Below are 15716 nucleotides of genomic sequence, written 5' to 3' on the forward strand. Positions count from 1 at the left end.
CTACCAGTGGCGCCCGGGGCCGACCGGCCCGATGCCGAGGAAGACGCCGAGGCTTGCCGCGATATCGGCGAAGCTCTCGCGCCGCCCCAGCGGCTCCGGCGCGATGCCGGGCCCGAAGGCGAGTATCGGCACATGCTCGCGGGTATGGTCGCTGCCGCGCCAGCTCGGATCGTTGCCGTGGTCAGCGGTGATGACGGCGATGTCGCCGGGCTTCAGCGCGGCCTCGATATGCGGAAGCAGGCGGTCGAAGGCTTCCAGCGCCGCCGCATAGCCGGGAATGTCGCGGCGATGGCCGAACTCAGTGTCGAAATCGACGAGGTTGACGAAGCAGAAGCCGCCATCGGGCAGCCCGTCCCAGGCTTGGAGCGCCGCCTCGACCATGGCCGCGTTGCCGAAGGGCTTGATTTCCTCGCCGGTGGCGCGATGCGCGAAGATATCTCCGATCTTGCCGACGGTGAAGACCTTGCGGCCCTGCGCCGTCAACCGGTCCAGCAGCGTCTCGTTCGGCGGCGGGATCGCGAAATCCTTGCGGTTGCCGGTGCGGGTGAAGCCGTCCTCAGGCGAGCCGACGAAGGGCCGGGCGATCACGCGCCCGATCCGCAGGGGATCGACGAGGCCGCGCACCGTCTTGCAGAGCGCGTAGAGCCGATCGAGCCCGAAATGCTCCTCATGCGCCGCGATCTGCAGCACGGAATCGACCGAGGTGTAGCAGATCGGCTTGCCTGTCCGGATATGCTCGGGCCCGAGTTCCCCGATGATCGCCGTGCCCGACGCATGCCTGTTGCCGAGGATGCCGGGCAGGGCGCCTTCCTTGACGATTCCGGCGACCAACTCTCCGGGAAACGAATTCTCGAGTTCGGTGAAATAACCCCAGGGAAAGGATACCGGGCAGCCCGCGATCTCCCAATGGCCGGACGGCGTGTCCTTGCCCTGGCTGACCTCGACGCCATAGCCCCAGCGTCCCTGCGGCTGCGCCGGCTTCGCGATGCCGGCGAGGGGGCGGCCGGTCGAGGCTTCGCTGGCATGGGCGAGGCCGAGACGGGCGAGGTTCGGCAGCTTCAGTGGCCCGCTGCGCAAGCCCTCGCGATCGCCACGGCCATCGGTGCAGGCTTCGGCGATATGGCCGAGCGTGTCGGAGCCCTCGTCGCCATAGGCGGCGGCATCCTGCGCGCCGCCACAGCCGACCGAATCCAGCACGATCAGGATGGCGCGGGCCATGTTTACTCCCTCACGGCGGCGGCGCTGGCGACTGCCGGTTCGAGATTAAGCGCGGCCGCCAGCAGCGCCTGTGTGTAGGCCTCGCGCGGCTGGGCGAAGATCGCCTCCGCCGGACCTTCCTCGACGACCTTGCCGTTCTGCATCACCAGCACCCGGTGCGACAGCGCCCTGACGACCTTGAGGTCGTGGCTGATGAAGAGATAACCCAGTTTTCGCTTGGCCTGCAGTCCGCGCAGCAATTCGACGATCTGCGCCTGGACGGACATGTCGAGCGCCGAGGTCGGCTCGTCCAGCACGACGAATTTGGGATTGAGCGCCATGGCCCGCGCAATCGCGATGCGCTGGCGCTGTCCGCCGGAGAACTCGTGCGGGTAGCGGTCCATAGCCGCGGGATCCAGGCCCACATCGATGAGCGCCTGCGCCACGATCTCGCGCTGGCGCGGATAGGTGAGGTCCGGCTGTTGGATCGCGAGCCCCTCCGCGACGATCTCGGCCACCGACATGCGCGGCGAGAGCGAGCCGTAGGGGTCCTGGAAGACGACCTGCAGATTCTTGCGCTTCGGCCTGACCTCGCGGCTGGAGAGCCCGTCGATGCGATCGCCGAGGAAGACGATCGGCCCCTCCGAGGAGATCAGCCTGAGGATGGCGAGGCCGAGTGTCGTCTTGCCGGAGCCGGACTCGCCGACGACGCCCAGCGTCTCGCCCTCGCGGACCTTGACCGAGATGCCGTCCACCGCCTTCACATGGCCGGTGACGCGGCGCATCAGGCCTGACTTGATCGGGAACCAGACCTTGACCGGCCCGGCTTCGAGCAGTGTCGTGGCGTCCGCCGGCACCGGCTCAGGGCGCCCCTTCGGCTCGGCTGCGAGCAGGCGCTTGGTATAGTCGTGCTGCGGGTTGGCGAAGATCTCCGCGACCGGACCCTGCTCGACGATTTTGCCCTTCAGCATCACGCAGACCCGGTCGGCGATGCGCCGGACGATGCCGAGATCGTGGGTGATGAACAGCATCGCCATGCCCAACCGGCCCTGGAGCTCCTTGAGCAGCTTCAGGATCTGCGCCTGCACGGTGACGTCGAGCGCAGTCGTCGGCTCGTCGGCGATGAGCAACTCCGGCTCGTTGGCGAGCGCCATCGCGATCATCACGCGCTGGCGCTGCCCGCCGGAAAGCTGGTGCGGATAGGCGCCGAGCCGGCTCGCTGCTTCGCGGATGCCGACGAGTTCCAACAGCTCCAGCGTCCGGGCGCGCGCCTTCTCGCCGCGCAGGCCCTTGTGCAGTTCGAGGATCTCGCCGATCTGCCGCTCGATCGGGTGCAGCGGGTTGAGCGAGGTCATCGGCTCCTGGAACACCATGGTGATGTCGTTGCCGCGCACCTTGCGCATCGCGTCCTCGTCGGCTGCGATCAGGTCCTGCCCGTTGAACATGACCTTGCCGGAAGGGTGATGCGCCGCCGGATAATTCAGGAGCTTCAGGATCGACAAAGCCGAGACCGATTTGCCCGAGCCGGATTCGCCGACCAGCGCCAAGGTCTCGCCCTTGGCGATCGAGAAGGAGACATGGTCGACCGCGAGCGTCTCTCGCCCGCCCTGGCGGAAGGCGACGGAGAGGTCTTCGACGGAAAGCAGCGGCGCGGTCATGCGAAGGTCTTCCGCGGGTCGAAGGCGTCGCGCACCGCTTCGCCGATGAAGATCAGCAGCGACAGCATCAATGCAATCACGGCGAAGCCGGAGAGGCCGAGCCAGGGCGCCTGAAGGTTCGCCTTGCCCTGCGCCAGCAACTCGCCAAGCGAGGGCGAGCCCGGCGGCAGGCCGAAGCCGAGGAAGTCGAGCGATGTCAGCGTGGTGATCGAGCCGTTGAGGATAAAGGGCAGGAAGGTCAGCGTCGCCACCATCGCGTTGGGCAGGAGATGCCGGACCATGATCGTGCGATTGGAAAGCCCGAGCGCGCGCGCCGCCCGCACATATTCGAAGTTGCGCGCCCGCAGGAACTCGGCCCGCACCACGCCGACCAGCGCCACCCAGGAGAACAGCAGGAGGATGCCGAGCAGCACGAAGAAGCTCGGCGTGATGATGGCGGCCACGATGATCAGCAGGTAAAGCGCGGGGATAGAGGTCCAGATCTCGATCAGCCGCTGGAAGATCAGGTCGGTCCAGCCGCCGAAATAGCCCTGGATGGCGCCGGCGGCGATGCCGATCACCGAGGAGAAGGCGCACAGGATCAGCCCGAACAGCACCGAGATGCGGAAGCCGTAGATCAATCGCGCGACCACGTCGCGGCCCTGGTCGTCGGTGCCGAGCCAGTTCCATTCGAGGTCGCGGCAGGTGGAGCCACCTGTGCGCTGCGCGATCGGCTTGCACTGCTCGTCCTTGAGCATCCAGGTCGGCGGGGCCGGGGCGGGGACGGGCAGGTCGAGATTATGCGTGCGGTAGGAGTAGCGGATCGGCGGCCAGATCGCGAAGCCGTTGGCGGCGATCTCCTTGGCGATCACCGGGTCGCGGTAATCGGTGGTGGCGAGGAAGCCGCCGAACTTCTCCTCCGGATAGTTCATCGCGACCGGGAACAGCCATTCGCCCTTGTAGCGCACGGCCAGCGGCTGGTCGTTGGCGATGAACTCCGCGACCAGCGAGAGCAGGAACAGGGCGAGGAAGAGCCAGAGCGACCACCAGCCGCGCCGGTTGGCCTTGAAGTTGTTCAGCCGGCGCCGGTTGATCGGCGAGAGCTTGAGCCAGCCCTGTTTCGCCTCGGCCGGCGCGAGCGGAATGTCGCTGCGCAGGGCCGCGGGCGGGGCATCGATCAGCGCGTCGCTCATGCTCACGCCTCCCGGCTTTCGAAGTCGATGCGGGGATCGACCCAGCTATAGGTCAGGTCGGTGATCAGGTGCACGACGAGGCCGATCAGCGAGAAGATGTAGAGATTGGCGAAGACGACGGGATAGTCGCGGTTGACGATCGCCTCGAAGGAGAGAAGCCCGAGCCCGTCGAGCGAGAAGATCGTCTCGATCAGCAGCGAGCCGGCGAAGAGCGCGTGCACGAAGGCGCCGGGGAAGCCGGCGATGACGATCAGCATGGCATTGCGGAAGACATGGCCGTAGAGCACGCCGCGTTCCGACAGCCCCTTCATCCGCGCGGTCAGCACGTACTGCTTCCGGATCTCGTCGAGGAAGGAGTTCTTGGTCAGCAGCGTCGAGGTCGCGAAGGCACCGAGCGCCATCGCCAGTACCGGCAGCGTGATGTGCCAGAGATAGTCCTTGGCTTTGCCGAAGAGGCTGAGCTCGGACCAGTTGTCCGAGGTCAGGCCCCTGAGCGGAAAGATCTGCCAGAAGGAGCCGCCGGCGAAGAGCACGATCAGCAGGATGGCGAAGAGGAAGCTTGGGATCGCGTAGCCGACGATGACGACGGCGCTGGTCCAGGTGTCGAAGCGCGATCCCTCCTTCACCGCCTTGCGGATGCCGAGCGGGATGGAGATGGCGTAGGAGATCAGCGTCATCCACAGGCCGAGCGTGATCGAGACCGGCAGCTTCTCCTTGATGAGCTGCAGCACCGGCGCATCGCGGAAATAGCTGCGGCCGAAATCGAAGCGGGCGTAGTCGCCGAGCATCTTCAGGAAGCGCTCATGCGCTGGTTTGTCGAAGCCGAACTGCTTCTCCAGCTCCTTGATGAAGGCGGGGTCGAGCCCCTGCGCGCCGCGATAGGCGGAGGCCTCGCCCTGCGCCCCGGCATCGCCCATCTGGCCGCCGCCGACGCGGTCGGACGCGCCGCTGTTTGGGTTCTGGAGCTGCGAAATCACGCGCTCGACCGGGCCGCCCGGCGCGAACTGCACGATGACGAAGGAGACGAGCAGGATGCCGAACAGCGTCGGCACCATGAGCGCGAGGCGCCGGGCGATATAGCTCAGCATGGGGCTCCGCCGTCATTCCGGGGCAGGCCGCAGGCCTGAGCCCGGAATCCAGAACCGACACCCTTCATCAAGAAGCCGAAACCGTTTGCGTCCCGTCGATCAGTGACATTGGTTCTGGGTTCCGGGCTCTTCGCTTCGCGAAGCCCCGGAATGACGGCGAGTGTCCGCACCATCACGCCTTTCCGATCCGCTTGGCCTTCTCGGCGTCGTACCACCAGATCGCGGGAGCGCCGGAGGAGAATTTCGGCTTGGTCTGCGGCCGGTCGTACATGTCCCAATAGGCCAGCCATTCCTCGTCGTTCCACCACATCGGAATCCAGTAGCGCCCGGCGCGAAGCAGTCTGTCGAGGCATTTCGCGGCGACGACGACCTCGGCGTAGCTGTGCGCCTGGCCGATCCTCTCGATCATCGCGTCGATGGCGGGGCTGGAGATGCCGGCGGCATTGCGCGACCCCCTCGTCTTGGCCGCTTCCGAACCGAACACGACGCGCAGCGTGTCGCTGGGGATCGCGCTGCCGCTGAGCGCGCGGCTGATGATGTCGAAGTCGAATTCATCGATTCGACGCTGATACTGGGCGGGGTCGACGAGGCGCGAGGTCGCGTTGATGCCGAGGCGCTTGAGATTGGCCTGGAAGGGCTGCGTGTGCGGCTGCAGGGCCGGGTTGGAATCGAGGAACTCGATCTCGAAGGGCTGGCCGTTCGGCAGCTTCAGCACATTGCCGTCGCGCTTGCAGCCGGCGGCGCGCAGCATCTCGTCGGCCTTGCGCAGCAGGTTGCGGTCGCTGCCCGAGCCGTCCGAGACCGGCGGCAGGAAGGGCTCGCCGAAGACCTCGTCCGGCACCTTGCCGCGGAAGGGCTCCAGCAGGGCCAGCTCCTCCGGCGAGGGCTTGCCGACCGCCTTGGAATCAGAGTTCTCGAAATAGGACGTCATGCGCTCATAGGAGCCGAACATGATGGTCTTGCGCGTCCATTCGAAGTCGAAGGCCAGCCCCAGAGCCTCGCGAATGCGCGGATCGGCGAATTTCTCGCGCCTGGTGTTGTAGATCCAGCCCTGCGAACCGACCGGCTCGGTCTTCGGCAGCGCCTCCTTCTTGACCTTGCCCTCGTGCAGCGCCGGGAAATCGTAGCCCGTCGCCCAGATGCGAGAGGTGAACTCTTCCTGGAAAGTGATGACGCCGCTCTTGAACGCCTCGAACGCCACCTGCCGGTCGCGGAAATATTCCCAGCGCACCCGGTCGAAATTGTTGGTGCCGATATTCACCGGCAGATCCTTGCCCCAATAATCCGGCACCCGCTCGAACTCGATGAAGCGGCCCTGCTCGAAGCGCCCGACCTTGTAGGCGCCCGAGCCCAGCGGCGGTTCCAGGGTCGAGGCGCTGAAATCCCGCGTCGACCAGTATTTTTCCGAGAACACCGGCAGGCCGGCGACGACGAGGTGGAGGTCGCGGCTGCGCTTGGCTGAGAGTTTTACCACGAGGATATCGTCGCTCTCGGCCTCGGACGAGACGAGTTCGTTCAGGATCAGCCGGAAGGAAGGATGGCCCTTCGCCTTGAGGATGTTCATCGAGAAGGCGGCGTCGCGCGCCGTCACCCGCGCGCCGTCATGGAAGCGCGCCTCGGGCCGCAGGCGGAAGCGATAGGTCAGCTTGTCCGGCGAGACGGCGACACTCTTCGCCAGCAGCCCGTAGAGGGAGCCCGGCTCGTCGCCGGAACCGGCCATCAGGCTGTCGAAGCAGGCATCCATGCCGGCCGCGCCATCGCCCTGGAGCACGAAGGTGTTAAGCGTGTTGAATGTGTCGAAGCTCTGGTTGCCGCCGGCCCGCTTGATCTGGACGGTGAGCAGGCCACCTTTCGGGGCCTTGGGGTTCACATAGGCGAAATGCGGAAAGTCCGGCGGCAGTGCGAGTTCGCCGAAGGTCGAGAGCCCATGCGACTCGGCATCCTGCGCCAGCGCCGCTCCGGGAAGGCCGGGCAGGGCGCCCGCGACAGTCGCGGCACCTGCGGCTTCCAGCAACCTGCGGCGTGTGATGCGCATCGCCATCGTTTCGCGTCTCCCGTCTGATTCGCAGCCTTCCTATCTCGCCCGCGCGGCTGGATACGGCAATGGCCGGCAAGGATGGGCAAGGATCGGATTGTGCGGGCAAGCCGAAGGCGGGAGCAAGGCGTGGCCAAACAAAAAGCCGGGCAAAAGCCCGGCTTGTCAGCAGCGAATGGTCGCAGTGCCCGGCCGCTCAGGGCTTCGGCAGCGGCTTCGGCGCGTCCGCCAGAGTGTTGAGATAGGCGACCACGTCGGCGCGGGTCTCGGGCTTGCTGATGCCGGCGAAGGCCATCGCGGTGCCGGGCACATAGGCCTTCGGGTTCTTCAGGAAGTGGTCGAGAGCGTCGGCGTCCCAGCTCTTGTCGTTGCGGCCCTTCATCGCGGCCGAATAGCCGAAGCCCGCGACCGAGCCTTCGCTGCGGCCATAAACGTCGAAGAGATGCGGGCCGACCTTGTTGGCGCCCCCCTTCTCGAAGGTATGGCAGGCCTTGCAGGCGCCGGTGGCCTTCTCGCCCTTGGCCGGGTCGGCCTTGGCGAGGCGCACCGCGATCGGCTCCTCGGCTGCAGCCGCAGCGGCGCCACCGCCTGCGGCGGCCGGCTCTTCGCTCGGCAGATCGAAGCCGGTCACGGCAGGCTTCTTCGGCGCGAAGACGATGCCCGCCGCCATGTTGAGGCTCATCACGACAAGCAGCGTGGAGAGAACCGCGCCGGCGATCTTGTTGGCTTCGATATTCATCGTATCCGAACCTTGGTGCCCTCCGCGGCCGAAGCCCGGGAGACGAGATAGCGCATAGCCGAAGTCTCGAAAGCCTCCAGCCTCCGCCGTTGCTTAACCGCTTTGCGCGCTTCATTGCAACTCGTATAAGCACGCTCCGCTTTGAGACTTTTTGACGCCGCCCGCCGCGATCTGCGGCCCTCCAGCCGAGCCCACCCGGAAACATGTCGAATCCGCTGATCCTGATCCCCGCCCGCATGCAGGCGACGCGCCTGCCCGGCAAGCCGCTCGCCGACATCAACGGCGAGCCGATGATCGTGCATGTCTGGCGCCGGGCCGTCGAAGCTGGCGTGGGAGATGTCGCGGTGGCGACCGACACGCCTGAGATCGCCGCCGCCATCGAGGCGGCCGGCGGCAAGGCGGTGATGACCAGCGCCGACCACCAGACGGGTTCGGACCGCATCAAGGAAGCCGCCGACATCCTGGACCCGCAGCGGCGCTACGACATCATCGTCAACGTCCAGGGCGATTTCCCGACGCTGGAGCCGTCTGCGATCGCCGCCGCGGTGAAGCCGCTTGCCGATCCGGCTGTGGATATCGCGACGCTTGCAGGCGTGATCACCGACGAGGAGGAGAAGACGGCGCCGAGCGTCGTGAAGCTCATCGGCAGCGAGATCGCTCCCGGCCATATGCGTGCGCTTTACTTTACGCGCGCGACCGCGCCGGCGGGCGAGGGGCCGCTCTACCATCATGTCGGTCTCTATGCCTATCGCCGCGCCGCGCTCGACCGCTTCGTCAGCCTGCCGCAGTCGCCGCTCGAGCTGCGCGAGAAGCTTGAACAGCTGCGCGCGCTCGAAGACGGCATGCGCATCGACGTCATGGTCATCGACCACGTGCCGCGTGGCGTCGATACACCGCCCGATCTCGATCGCGCCCGCGCGATCCTGAAGTCCCGTTGAGGAGCCTGAGCGTCCAATGTCCTTCGTCGTATCCTACCAGGGTGAGCCCGGAGCCTTCTCTTCCCAGGCGGCTCTCCAGGTGTTTCCGGACTGTGAGCTCCTGCCCTGCGCCACCTTCGAGGATGCGCTCGCCGCGGTCAGCGACGGCAAGGCGCGCTATGGCATGATCCCGATCGACAATTCGATCGCCGGCCGCGTCGCCGACATCCACCATCTGCTGCCGCGCTCGGGCCTGCACATCATCGGCGAGCATTTCCTGCCGATCCGCTTTCACCTGATGGGCGTTCCGGGCGCGACGCTGGCGACGATCCAGACGGTGCAGAGCCATATCCACGCGCTCGGCCAGTGCCGGAAGATCATCCGCAAGCTGGGCCTCAAGGCCGAGGTCGCGGCCGATACGGCCGGCTCCGCCCGCCAGGTCGCGGAAGCTGGCGACGTCACCCGCGCGGCGATCGCCCCGCGCATCGCGGCGGAGGTCTACGGGCTCGATATCCTGATGGAGGACATCGAGGACGAGAAGCACAACACCACTCGCTTCGTCGTGCTCTCGAAATATCCGGAATATGCCCGCCAGGGCGTCGGCAAGACGGTGACGACGCTGATGTTCCGCGTCCGCAACATTCCCGCCGCCCTCTACAAGGCGATGGGCGGTTTCGCCACCAACGGCGTCAATATGACGAAGCTGGAAAGCTACATGGTCGACGGCCTTTTCGCCGCGACCATGTTCTATGCCGATGTCGAGGGGCATCCCGACGATCCGGCGCTCCGGCGCGCGCTCGATGAGCTCTCCTACTTCTCCAAGGAGATGAAGATCATGGGCGTCTATCCCGCCAACGAGTTCCGCTCGACGATCGAGGAAGCCGCCGAGTAAGGCGCTGCCGACGGGTTGCCAGGCCGCGGCGGCGCCCGCCGATCAGCGGGCGAGGCCGTCCTCGATCGCCGCACGCGCGGCAATGAAGGCGGCCGCATGTTCCGGTGTGGCGCCTTGCTGCTGTTCGAGCAGGAGCAGCGCCGTCTCGTAGATCTCCCGGATATCCGCCGGCGTCAGCACGCGCTTGTGGAGAAGGCAGCGCAGCAGTGCCGCCGTGGTGGTCGAGGCGACGAGATGGCCGGCCGCCATCCCGTCCGCGGAAGTCTGGCGCATGGCCATCACTGCCCCGACGTCTGGAGCGCTTCGGGCACGTCATAGCCCTCGGCCGTATAGCTGTTGATCTTGTTGCGCAGCGTGCGGATGGCGATGCCGAGCAGACCGGCGGCATGAGTACGGTTGCCACCGGTTTCGCGCAGCGTGGCGAGAATCAGATCACGTTCGACGTCGGCGACAGGCAGGCCGACGAGTTGCTCCACGATAGCCTGTTCAGGATCGAGGTTATGCATGGTCGCGGTCCTTTCCGAGCCCCCCGGAAGCCCTATCGACCATGCAAGGGGGCGCCCTTGATGGTTAAGGAGTGGTAAAGACAAGGTGCCTAAGAGCCGGCGTGGTCGCCGAAGCGTCCGCTTCGCTCGTCGCGCCCGGCGTCAAATCCGCCTGAAACCGGCCTTACCAGGGGCGTGGCCCCTCCATCGTCGAGACATGGGCCGAGACGACTTTCCAGCCCTGATCGGGGAAGCGCACCCAGGTCTGGCTCTGGCGGCCGACCACCTCGCGCCCGCGCACCTTGAATTCGAGGTTCACCGTGGCAAGGTCGCGGCCGAGCGTCAGGATCTCCAGCCGAATCCGCTTCTCCTTGATACCCGGCCCCGGCGGACGGGCGACGCGATGGGCATGGATTTCGGAGAAGCCGTAGCCGTTCTCTCCCAGCGCATAGCGGATCGTGTGCGGGCTGTTCCAGAAGGACGCGTCGAGTACATCGACGTCCTTGTCGACCAGCGCCTGCTCGTAGCGCTCGAACAGGGCGCTGATCTCGGCGACGATTTCGGGCAGGTTCGGGGTCAAGTCGGTCACGCGATAGCTTCCATGGCTTGGGCGACGGCGATCAGGCTGGCGTCGGTGCCGCGCCCGCCGATGATCGAGAGGCCGACCGGCGCGCCGTCGATCGTCGCGCCGGGCAGGCTAACCTGCGGCGAGCCGGTCAGGCCGCCTTGGGCGCAAAGGCAGGTGATGCGGTCTCGCATCGGCTGCAGAACAGGCGTGGAGAGGCCGCGCAAGGGCGCGGGAAACGGCGTGGTCGGCAGGCAGAGAATGGTGCCGGGTGGCAGCAGGTGGCGAAGCCGCGCCCTTGCCTCCTCGCGCATCAGCGCCGCCCAGTTGCGCTCGCTCGCCGGAACCTGGGAGCCCGCGATCAGCCCGGCAACGACGCTGAAGGCCATGCGCGGATTGTGCTGCTCGATCCAGGGCTTGAAGGTCTGCCAGGCTTCGACCGGCTGCAGGCTGCGCTGCGCCCGCGCCCAGACCGAGAGGCCCTGCGGGGCCATGATCTCCTCGCGCCCCGGCCCGACGATCCGTTCGAGCTTCTCGACCATCGGCCGCAACGCGGCGCCGACTTCGGGATCGGCGAAGGCGAAGGCATCGACCGCGATGAGCAGCTTCGTCGGCAGCGGCCCCGGCTTCTCGCCGAGCAAGACAGTACCGACCCGCGCGAAGGTCTCGGCGTCGCGTGCGAACCAGCCGACCGTGTCCGAGCTCGGCGCCTGCGGCATCAACCCTGTCAGGTCGAGCCGGCCATGCGTCGGCCTGATGCCATAGAGGCCGCAGAAGCTCGACGGCACGCGCATGGAACCGCCGGTATCCGTGCCCAGCGCGGTGTCGCACAAGCCCGCGGCAACGGCTGCGGCCGAGCCTGAGGACGAGCCGCCCGGCACCCGATCGGGCGCGGCGCTGTTGAGCGGTGTGCCGTCGAAGGCGTTCTCGCCGAGGATGCCGAGCGAAACCTCGTCCGTGATCGTCTTGCCGATCAGGTCGGCGCCGGCGTCGAGCAGCGTCTGCACGACCGAGGCGTGGCGCTCCGGGATGGGATTCGCCTTGGCCCAGTCATGGTTGCCGCCGCCGGTCGGCACTCCGGCCACGTCGAACAAATCCTTGACCGCGAAGGTTAATCCCGACAGCGGACCACCGGGACGGCCGGCAAGGCGGGCGCGGGGCCCGGGAACGAAGGCGTTGGCCGGGTCCGTCATTCAAGGCTCCGCAAAGGCTGGTCTTCAGTGGGATGGCGCAATGCGCGCGGTGCGTCAGATACGCTCGCCCTCGAGCGCCCAGGCTCGCACCAGCGTATTGGCGATGGCGATGTGCTGCGGGCATGCGAGACCGTCCGGGTGCTCGCCGTTCAGCATCTGCAGCACTTCCTCGCGCGGGAACCAGCGCCCGGCTTCCAGCTCGGTCATGTCGAGCGTGATCTCGTCGCCGAGCGCCTCGGCGATGCAGCCGATCATGATCGAGGAGGGGAAGGGCCAGGGCTGCGAGGCGATGTAGCGGACGGCGCCGACCCTGAGGCCAGCCTCCTCCCAGCTTTCGCGCCGGACGGCGTCCTCGAGCGTCTCGCCCGGCTCGACGAACCCGGCGATGCAGGAATACATGCCCGGTGCGAAGCGGGCCTGCCGGGCCAGCAGGCAGGCATCGCCGCGCGTCACCAGCATGATCACGACGGGATCGGTGCGCGGGAAGTGCATCGCGCCGCAGGCGGTGCATTCGCGCCGCCAGCCCGAGGCGCCGGCCACGGTCGGCCCGCCGCATTGCGCGCAGAAATGGTGGCGGGCATGCCAGTCGAGCACGGCCTTGGCCTCGCCGAGCGGCCCGACCTCGTCCTCCGGCACGATGTGCTTGAGCGCGACCGAGCGCAGATCGGTCAGCAGCAGCTCGGGCCGCTCCTTCAAGGGCTCGATCAGGGCCTTGTCGAGCAGGCGGGCGAAGCGTGGCGTGCCGTCCTCGGTCATACCGAGGAAGATTTCCTCGGCGGCAGGGCCGAGCATCTCGGTCTCGCCATGGCTGAACCAGACCGAGAAGGCGTCGCCGTCGAGGCGCTTGAGAATCGGCGTTTCGCCGGCCACGGCCACGATGCGCGTGTCCGAACGGTGGCGGAGCGCCGTCACCGCGTCGGGCTTGCTGCGCAAATCCTCGCGCCGGTCGAGCCGGTTGATCGCGAACCCGGTCTGGGAGGAGCGTTCGCGGCGGGCGGGAGCGTCGTTCATGACTCGGGTCTAGACCCGCTCAGCCCCGCCGCGCAAGCGCGTCTCACGCCTGCCCGCGCCCGCGCAGGAGATGGATGATGCCGGAGAAATCCGTGCCACCTTCGCCCCAGGCATTGTGCAGCCCGAAAAGCTGTGCCGCGGCAGCACCGAGCGGCGTCGAGGCGCCGGCTGCCTGCGCCGCTTCCTGCGACAGCTTCAGGTCCTTCAGCATCAGCGCCGAGGCGAAGCCCGGCTTGTAGTCGTTGTTGGCGGGCGAGGTCGGCACCGGGCCCGGCACCGGGCAATAGGTCGTCAGCGACCAGCATTGGCCCGACGAGGTCGAGGCGACATCGAACAGTGCCTGATGCGACAGGCCGAGCTTCTCGGCCAGCACGAAGGCCTCGGAGACGCCGATCATCGAGATGCCGAGGATCATGTTGTTGCAGATCTTGGCGGCCTGTCCGTTGCCGGCGCCGCCGCAATGCACGATCTTGCGGCCCATCTTGGCGAGGATCGGCCCGCCCTGTCCGAACGCTTCTTCCGTCCCGCCGACCATGAAGGTCAGCGTCGCGCCCTTGGCACCGCCGGTGCCGCCCGAGACCGGGGCATCCAGCGAGAGGCAGCCATGGTCGCCAGCGAGCGCATGCGCCTTGCGCGCGCTCTCGACGTCGATGGTCGAGGAATCGATCAGCAGCGTGCCGGGCTTCACCGCCGGCAGGATATCGGCCCAGACCGAGAGCACATGCTTGCCGGCCGGCAGCATGGTGACGATGACCTCGGCATCCGCGACCGCGTCCTTGGCCGAATCCGCGATCCCGACTCCCATCTCCGCGGCGGCATCCTTAGACGCCTGCACGAGATCGAAAGCTTTGACGCTGTGCCCGGCCTTGACGAGGTTGCCGGCCATCGGGCCGCCCATGTTGCCGAGGCCGATGAAGGCGATGTTGGTCATGCTGCGTTTCCTCTCGTCGTTCTTGGTGCCATCTCGGATTGCTCGAAGAGCAGGCCCGAGACCGTCATCAGAAAAAAGCGCTTTCTCGTCTTGCGATCGCGGATTGCCGTTCGGCGTCAATTCCCTTTCGCCCGCCCGACCAGCCCGCGCGCCACGATCATCCGCATCACCTCGTTGGTGCCTTCGAGGATCTGGTGGACGCGCAGGTCGCGGACGATCTTCTCGATGCCGTAATCGGCGAGATAGCCGTAGCCGCCATGGATCTGCAGGGCGTCGTTGGCGACGTCGAAGCCGGTATCGGTGGCGATGCGCTTGGCCATGGCGCAGAGCTTGGTCGCGTCCGGCGCCTTGGCGTCGAGCGCCGAGGCCGCGCGCCACAGCAAGGTGCGGGCCGCTTCCAGCTCGGTCGCCATGTCGGCGAGCTTGAACTGCAGCGCCTGGAAATCGGCGATGGCCGAGCCGAAGGCCTTGCGTTCCTTGGCATAGGCGATGGCCTTGTCGAGTGCGCCCTGCGCGCCGCCGATCGAGCAGGCGCCGATATTGAGCCGCCCGCCGTCCAGGCCGGCCATGGCGATCTTGAAGCCGATCCCTTCCGGGCCGAGCCGGTTCGCCACAGGCACGCGGCAATTCTCCAGGATCACCGCCCGGGTCGGCTGGGCGTTCCAGCCCATCTTCTTCTCGTTGGCGCCGAAGGAGAGGCCGGGCGTGTCCTTCTCGACGACGAGGGTCGAGATGCCCGAGGGGCCGGGTTCGCCGGTGCGCGCCATCACGACGTAGATGTCGGAGACGCCGGCGCCGGAGATGAACTGCTTCTGCCCGTCGAGGACGTAATGGTCGCCGTCGAGCGTGGCCTTGGTCTTCAGCGCGGCGGCGTCGGAGCCGGCGCCGGGCTCGGTCAGGCAATAGCTGGCGAGGTGCTCCATCGTGCACAGTTTCGGCAGGAAGCGCTGCCGCTGCTCATCGGAGCCGTAGCGGTCGATCATCCAGGCGCACATGTTGTGGATCGAGATATAGGCCGCGACCGTCGGGCAGCCGGTCGACAGCGCTTCGAAGATCAGGGCGGCGTCGAGGCGCGAGAGGCCGGAGCCGCCGACATCCTCCTGAATATAGATGCCGCCCATGCCGAGCGCCGCGGCCGCGCGCATCTCATCGACCGGGAAATGTTTCTCCTCGTCCCAGCGCATTGCATGGGGGGCGAGCGCATCAGCGGCGAAATCCTGCGCCATGTCGCGGATGGCGATCTGGTCTTCGGTCAGGGAAAACGGGCTCAAGGCTGGCGCTCCTGAAGGCTGGGAGCCGTCCGTTGCGGCTTCGGCGATACGATCTGCCGACGCTCGGGATAGGCTCCGTCATAGGGTCCGGTGCGGCCGCGATGGGGCGAGCGCGGCGCGTCGAGTGCGATGAAGTCGTCGGGAGCGGGCGGCTCGCCCGGCTTGCCGACGAAGACGCGCGGTCCGCGATCCGTCACCACCACGTCGCCATAGGCGAGGTCGTCGCGGCTGATGAAGCTCTCGACCGTCACGGGTAGGGAAGGCGGAGGCGGCAGGCTGGCCTCGCGCTCCCGCCTGATCCGATTGTCCTCGATCACCTGCCGGACATGCTCCTGGCTGCGCTGCCACATCGTCTCGATCCGGCCCTGCAGCAACTGGCGGCAGTGACGCTGCTGAGCTTCATCGAGCGTCATGTGCTCGATGAGCCCGGGTTCGCACGAAGCATCGTCGAACGGCGGCGAGGCTTCCGCCGCGGACGGCTGGGCCGGCGCGGGCAGCGTCGACCCGCAGAGGAGGGCGAGCGACGATGCGATGATGCGCAGCGATCGCTCCATGGCCTCCT

Annotated in this window: 16 protein-coding genes; 2 read left to right on the forward strand and 14 right to left on the reverse strand. The window is 67.1% G+C overall.

What is annotated here, in order from left to right; translation table 11 throughout:
- The 6 genes from AC2FAN_RS11270 to AC2FAN_RS11295 all read right to left on the reverse strand — a co-directional run bounded on the left by AC2FAN_RS11270 (position 1) and on the right by AC2FAN_RS11295 (position 7889).
- A complete protein-coding gene (locus tag AC2FAN_RS11270; protein ID WP_485174064.1) occupies positions 1-1218 on the reverse strand; it encodes a phosphopentomutase in 1218 nt (405 codons plus the stop codon).
- Between the two features lie 2 nt (positions 1219-1220).
- On the reverse strand, positions 1221-2855 hold the full coding sequence (locus AC2FAN_RS11275; protein ID WP_485174066.1) for an ABC transporter ATP-binding protein: 1635 nt from the start codon (positions 2853-2855) through the stop codon (positions 1221-1223).
- A complete protein-coding gene (locus AC2FAN_RS11280; protein ID WP_485174068.1) occupies positions 2852-4027 on the reverse strand; it encodes an ABC transporter permease in 1176 nt (391 codons plus the stop codon). The genes AC2FAN_RS11275 and AC2FAN_RS11280 overlap by 4 nt, the downstream gene beginning before the upstream one ends.
- 2 nt (positions 4028-4029) lie before the next feature.
- The gene (locus AC2FAN_RS11285) at positions 4030-5115 is read right to left on the reverse strand and encodes a microcin C ABC transporter permease YejB (protein WP_265052009.1); all 1086 of its coding nucleotides are present in this window, start codon (positions 5113-5115) and stop codon (positions 4030-4032) included.
- A 172-nt stretch (positions 5116-5287) separates the two neighbouring features.
- Complete coding sequence (locus AC2FAN_RS11290) at positions 5288-7156, reverse strand: extracellular solute-binding protein (RefSeq protein WP_485174070.1); 1869 nt, start codon at positions 7154-7156, stop codon at positions 5288-5290.
- 190 nt (positions 7157-7346) lie between these two features.
- Positions 7347-7889, reverse strand: coding sequence for a c-type cytochrome (locus AC2FAN_RS11295; protein ID WP_265052011.1), 543 nt, complete (start codon positions 7887-7889; stop codon positions 7347-7349).
- Between the two features lie 203 nt (positions 7890-8092).
- Here AC2FAN_RS11295 and AC2FAN_RS11300 point away from each other — a divergent pair, with 203 nt between their 5' ends.
- Positions 8093-8827, forward strand: coding sequence for a 3-deoxy-manno-octulosonate cytidylyltransferase (locus tag AC2FAN_RS11300; protein WP_265052012.1), 735 nt, complete (start codon positions 8093-8095; stop codon positions 8825-8827).
- 16 nt (positions 8828-8843) lie between these two features.
- A complete protein-coding gene (locus tag AC2FAN_RS11305) occupies positions 8844-9698 on the forward strand; it encodes a prephenate dehydratase (RefSeq protein WP_265052013.1) in 855 nt (284 codons plus the stop codon).
- Between the two features lie 42 nt (positions 9699-9740).
- On the opposite strand, the gene AC2FAN_RS11310 is transcribed toward AC2FAN_RS11305, so the two are convergent.
- The 8 genes from AC2FAN_RS11310 to AC2FAN_RS11345 form a co-directional block, all read right to left on the reverse strand.
- Positions 9741-9971, reverse strand: a complete 231-nt coding sequence (locus AC2FAN_RS11310; protein ID WP_265052014.1) for a hypothetical protein — start codon at positions 9969-9971, stop codon at positions 9741-9743.
- A 5-nt stretch (positions 9972-9976) separates the two neighbouring features.
- Entirely contained in the window at positions 9977-10204 is a 228-nt protein-coding gene (locus AC2FAN_RS11315) for a helix-turn-helix domain-containing protein (protein WP_442864902.1), read from the reverse strand.
- Positions 10205-10367: 163 nt separating this feature from the next.
- Positions 10368-10772, reverse strand: coding sequence for an oxalurate catabolism protein HpxZ (gene hpxZ / locus AC2FAN_RS11320; protein ID WP_320109535.1), 405 nt, complete (start codon positions 10770-10772; stop codon positions 10368-10370).
- On the reverse strand, positions 10769-11941 hold the full coding sequence (locus AC2FAN_RS11325) for an amidase (protein ID WP_476804625.1): 1173 nt from the start codon (positions 11939-11941) through the stop codon (positions 10769-10771). Before AC2FAN_RS11325 ends, hpxZ begins: the two co-directional genes overlap by 4 nt.
- A 54-nt stretch (positions 11942-11995) precedes the next feature.
- Positions 11996-12952: an NAD(+) diphosphatase gene (nudC, locus tag AC2FAN_RS11330; RefSeq protein WP_485174074.1), complete on the reverse strand. Its 957-nt coding sequence runs from the start codon at positions 12950-12952 to the stop codon at positions 11996-11998.
- A gap of 43 nt (positions 12953-12995) precedes the next feature.
- On the reverse strand, positions 12996-13883 hold the full coding sequence (gene mmsB / locus AC2FAN_RS11335; RefSeq protein ID WP_476804626.1) for a 3-hydroxyisobutyrate dehydrogenase: 888 nt from the start codon (positions 13881-13883) through the stop codon (positions 12996-12998).
- A gap of 116 nt (positions 13884-13999) precedes the next feature.
- Positions 14000-15154, reverse strand: coding sequence for an isobutyryl-CoA dehydrogenase (locus tag AC2FAN_RS11340; protein WP_485174076.1), 1155 nt, complete (start codon positions 15152-15154; stop codon positions 14000-14002).
- Complete coding sequence (locus tag AC2FAN_RS11345) at positions 15151-15708, reverse strand: hypothetical protein (protein WP_485174078.1); 558 nt, start codon at positions 15706-15708, stop codon at positions 15151-15153. The genes AC2FAN_RS11340 and AC2FAN_RS11345 overlap by 4 nt, the downstream gene beginning before the upstream one ends.
- Between the last annotated feature and the right edge of the window lie 8 nt (positions 15709-15716).

Source organism: Allobosea sp. RIT-PG3_2 (assembly GCF_057321085.1).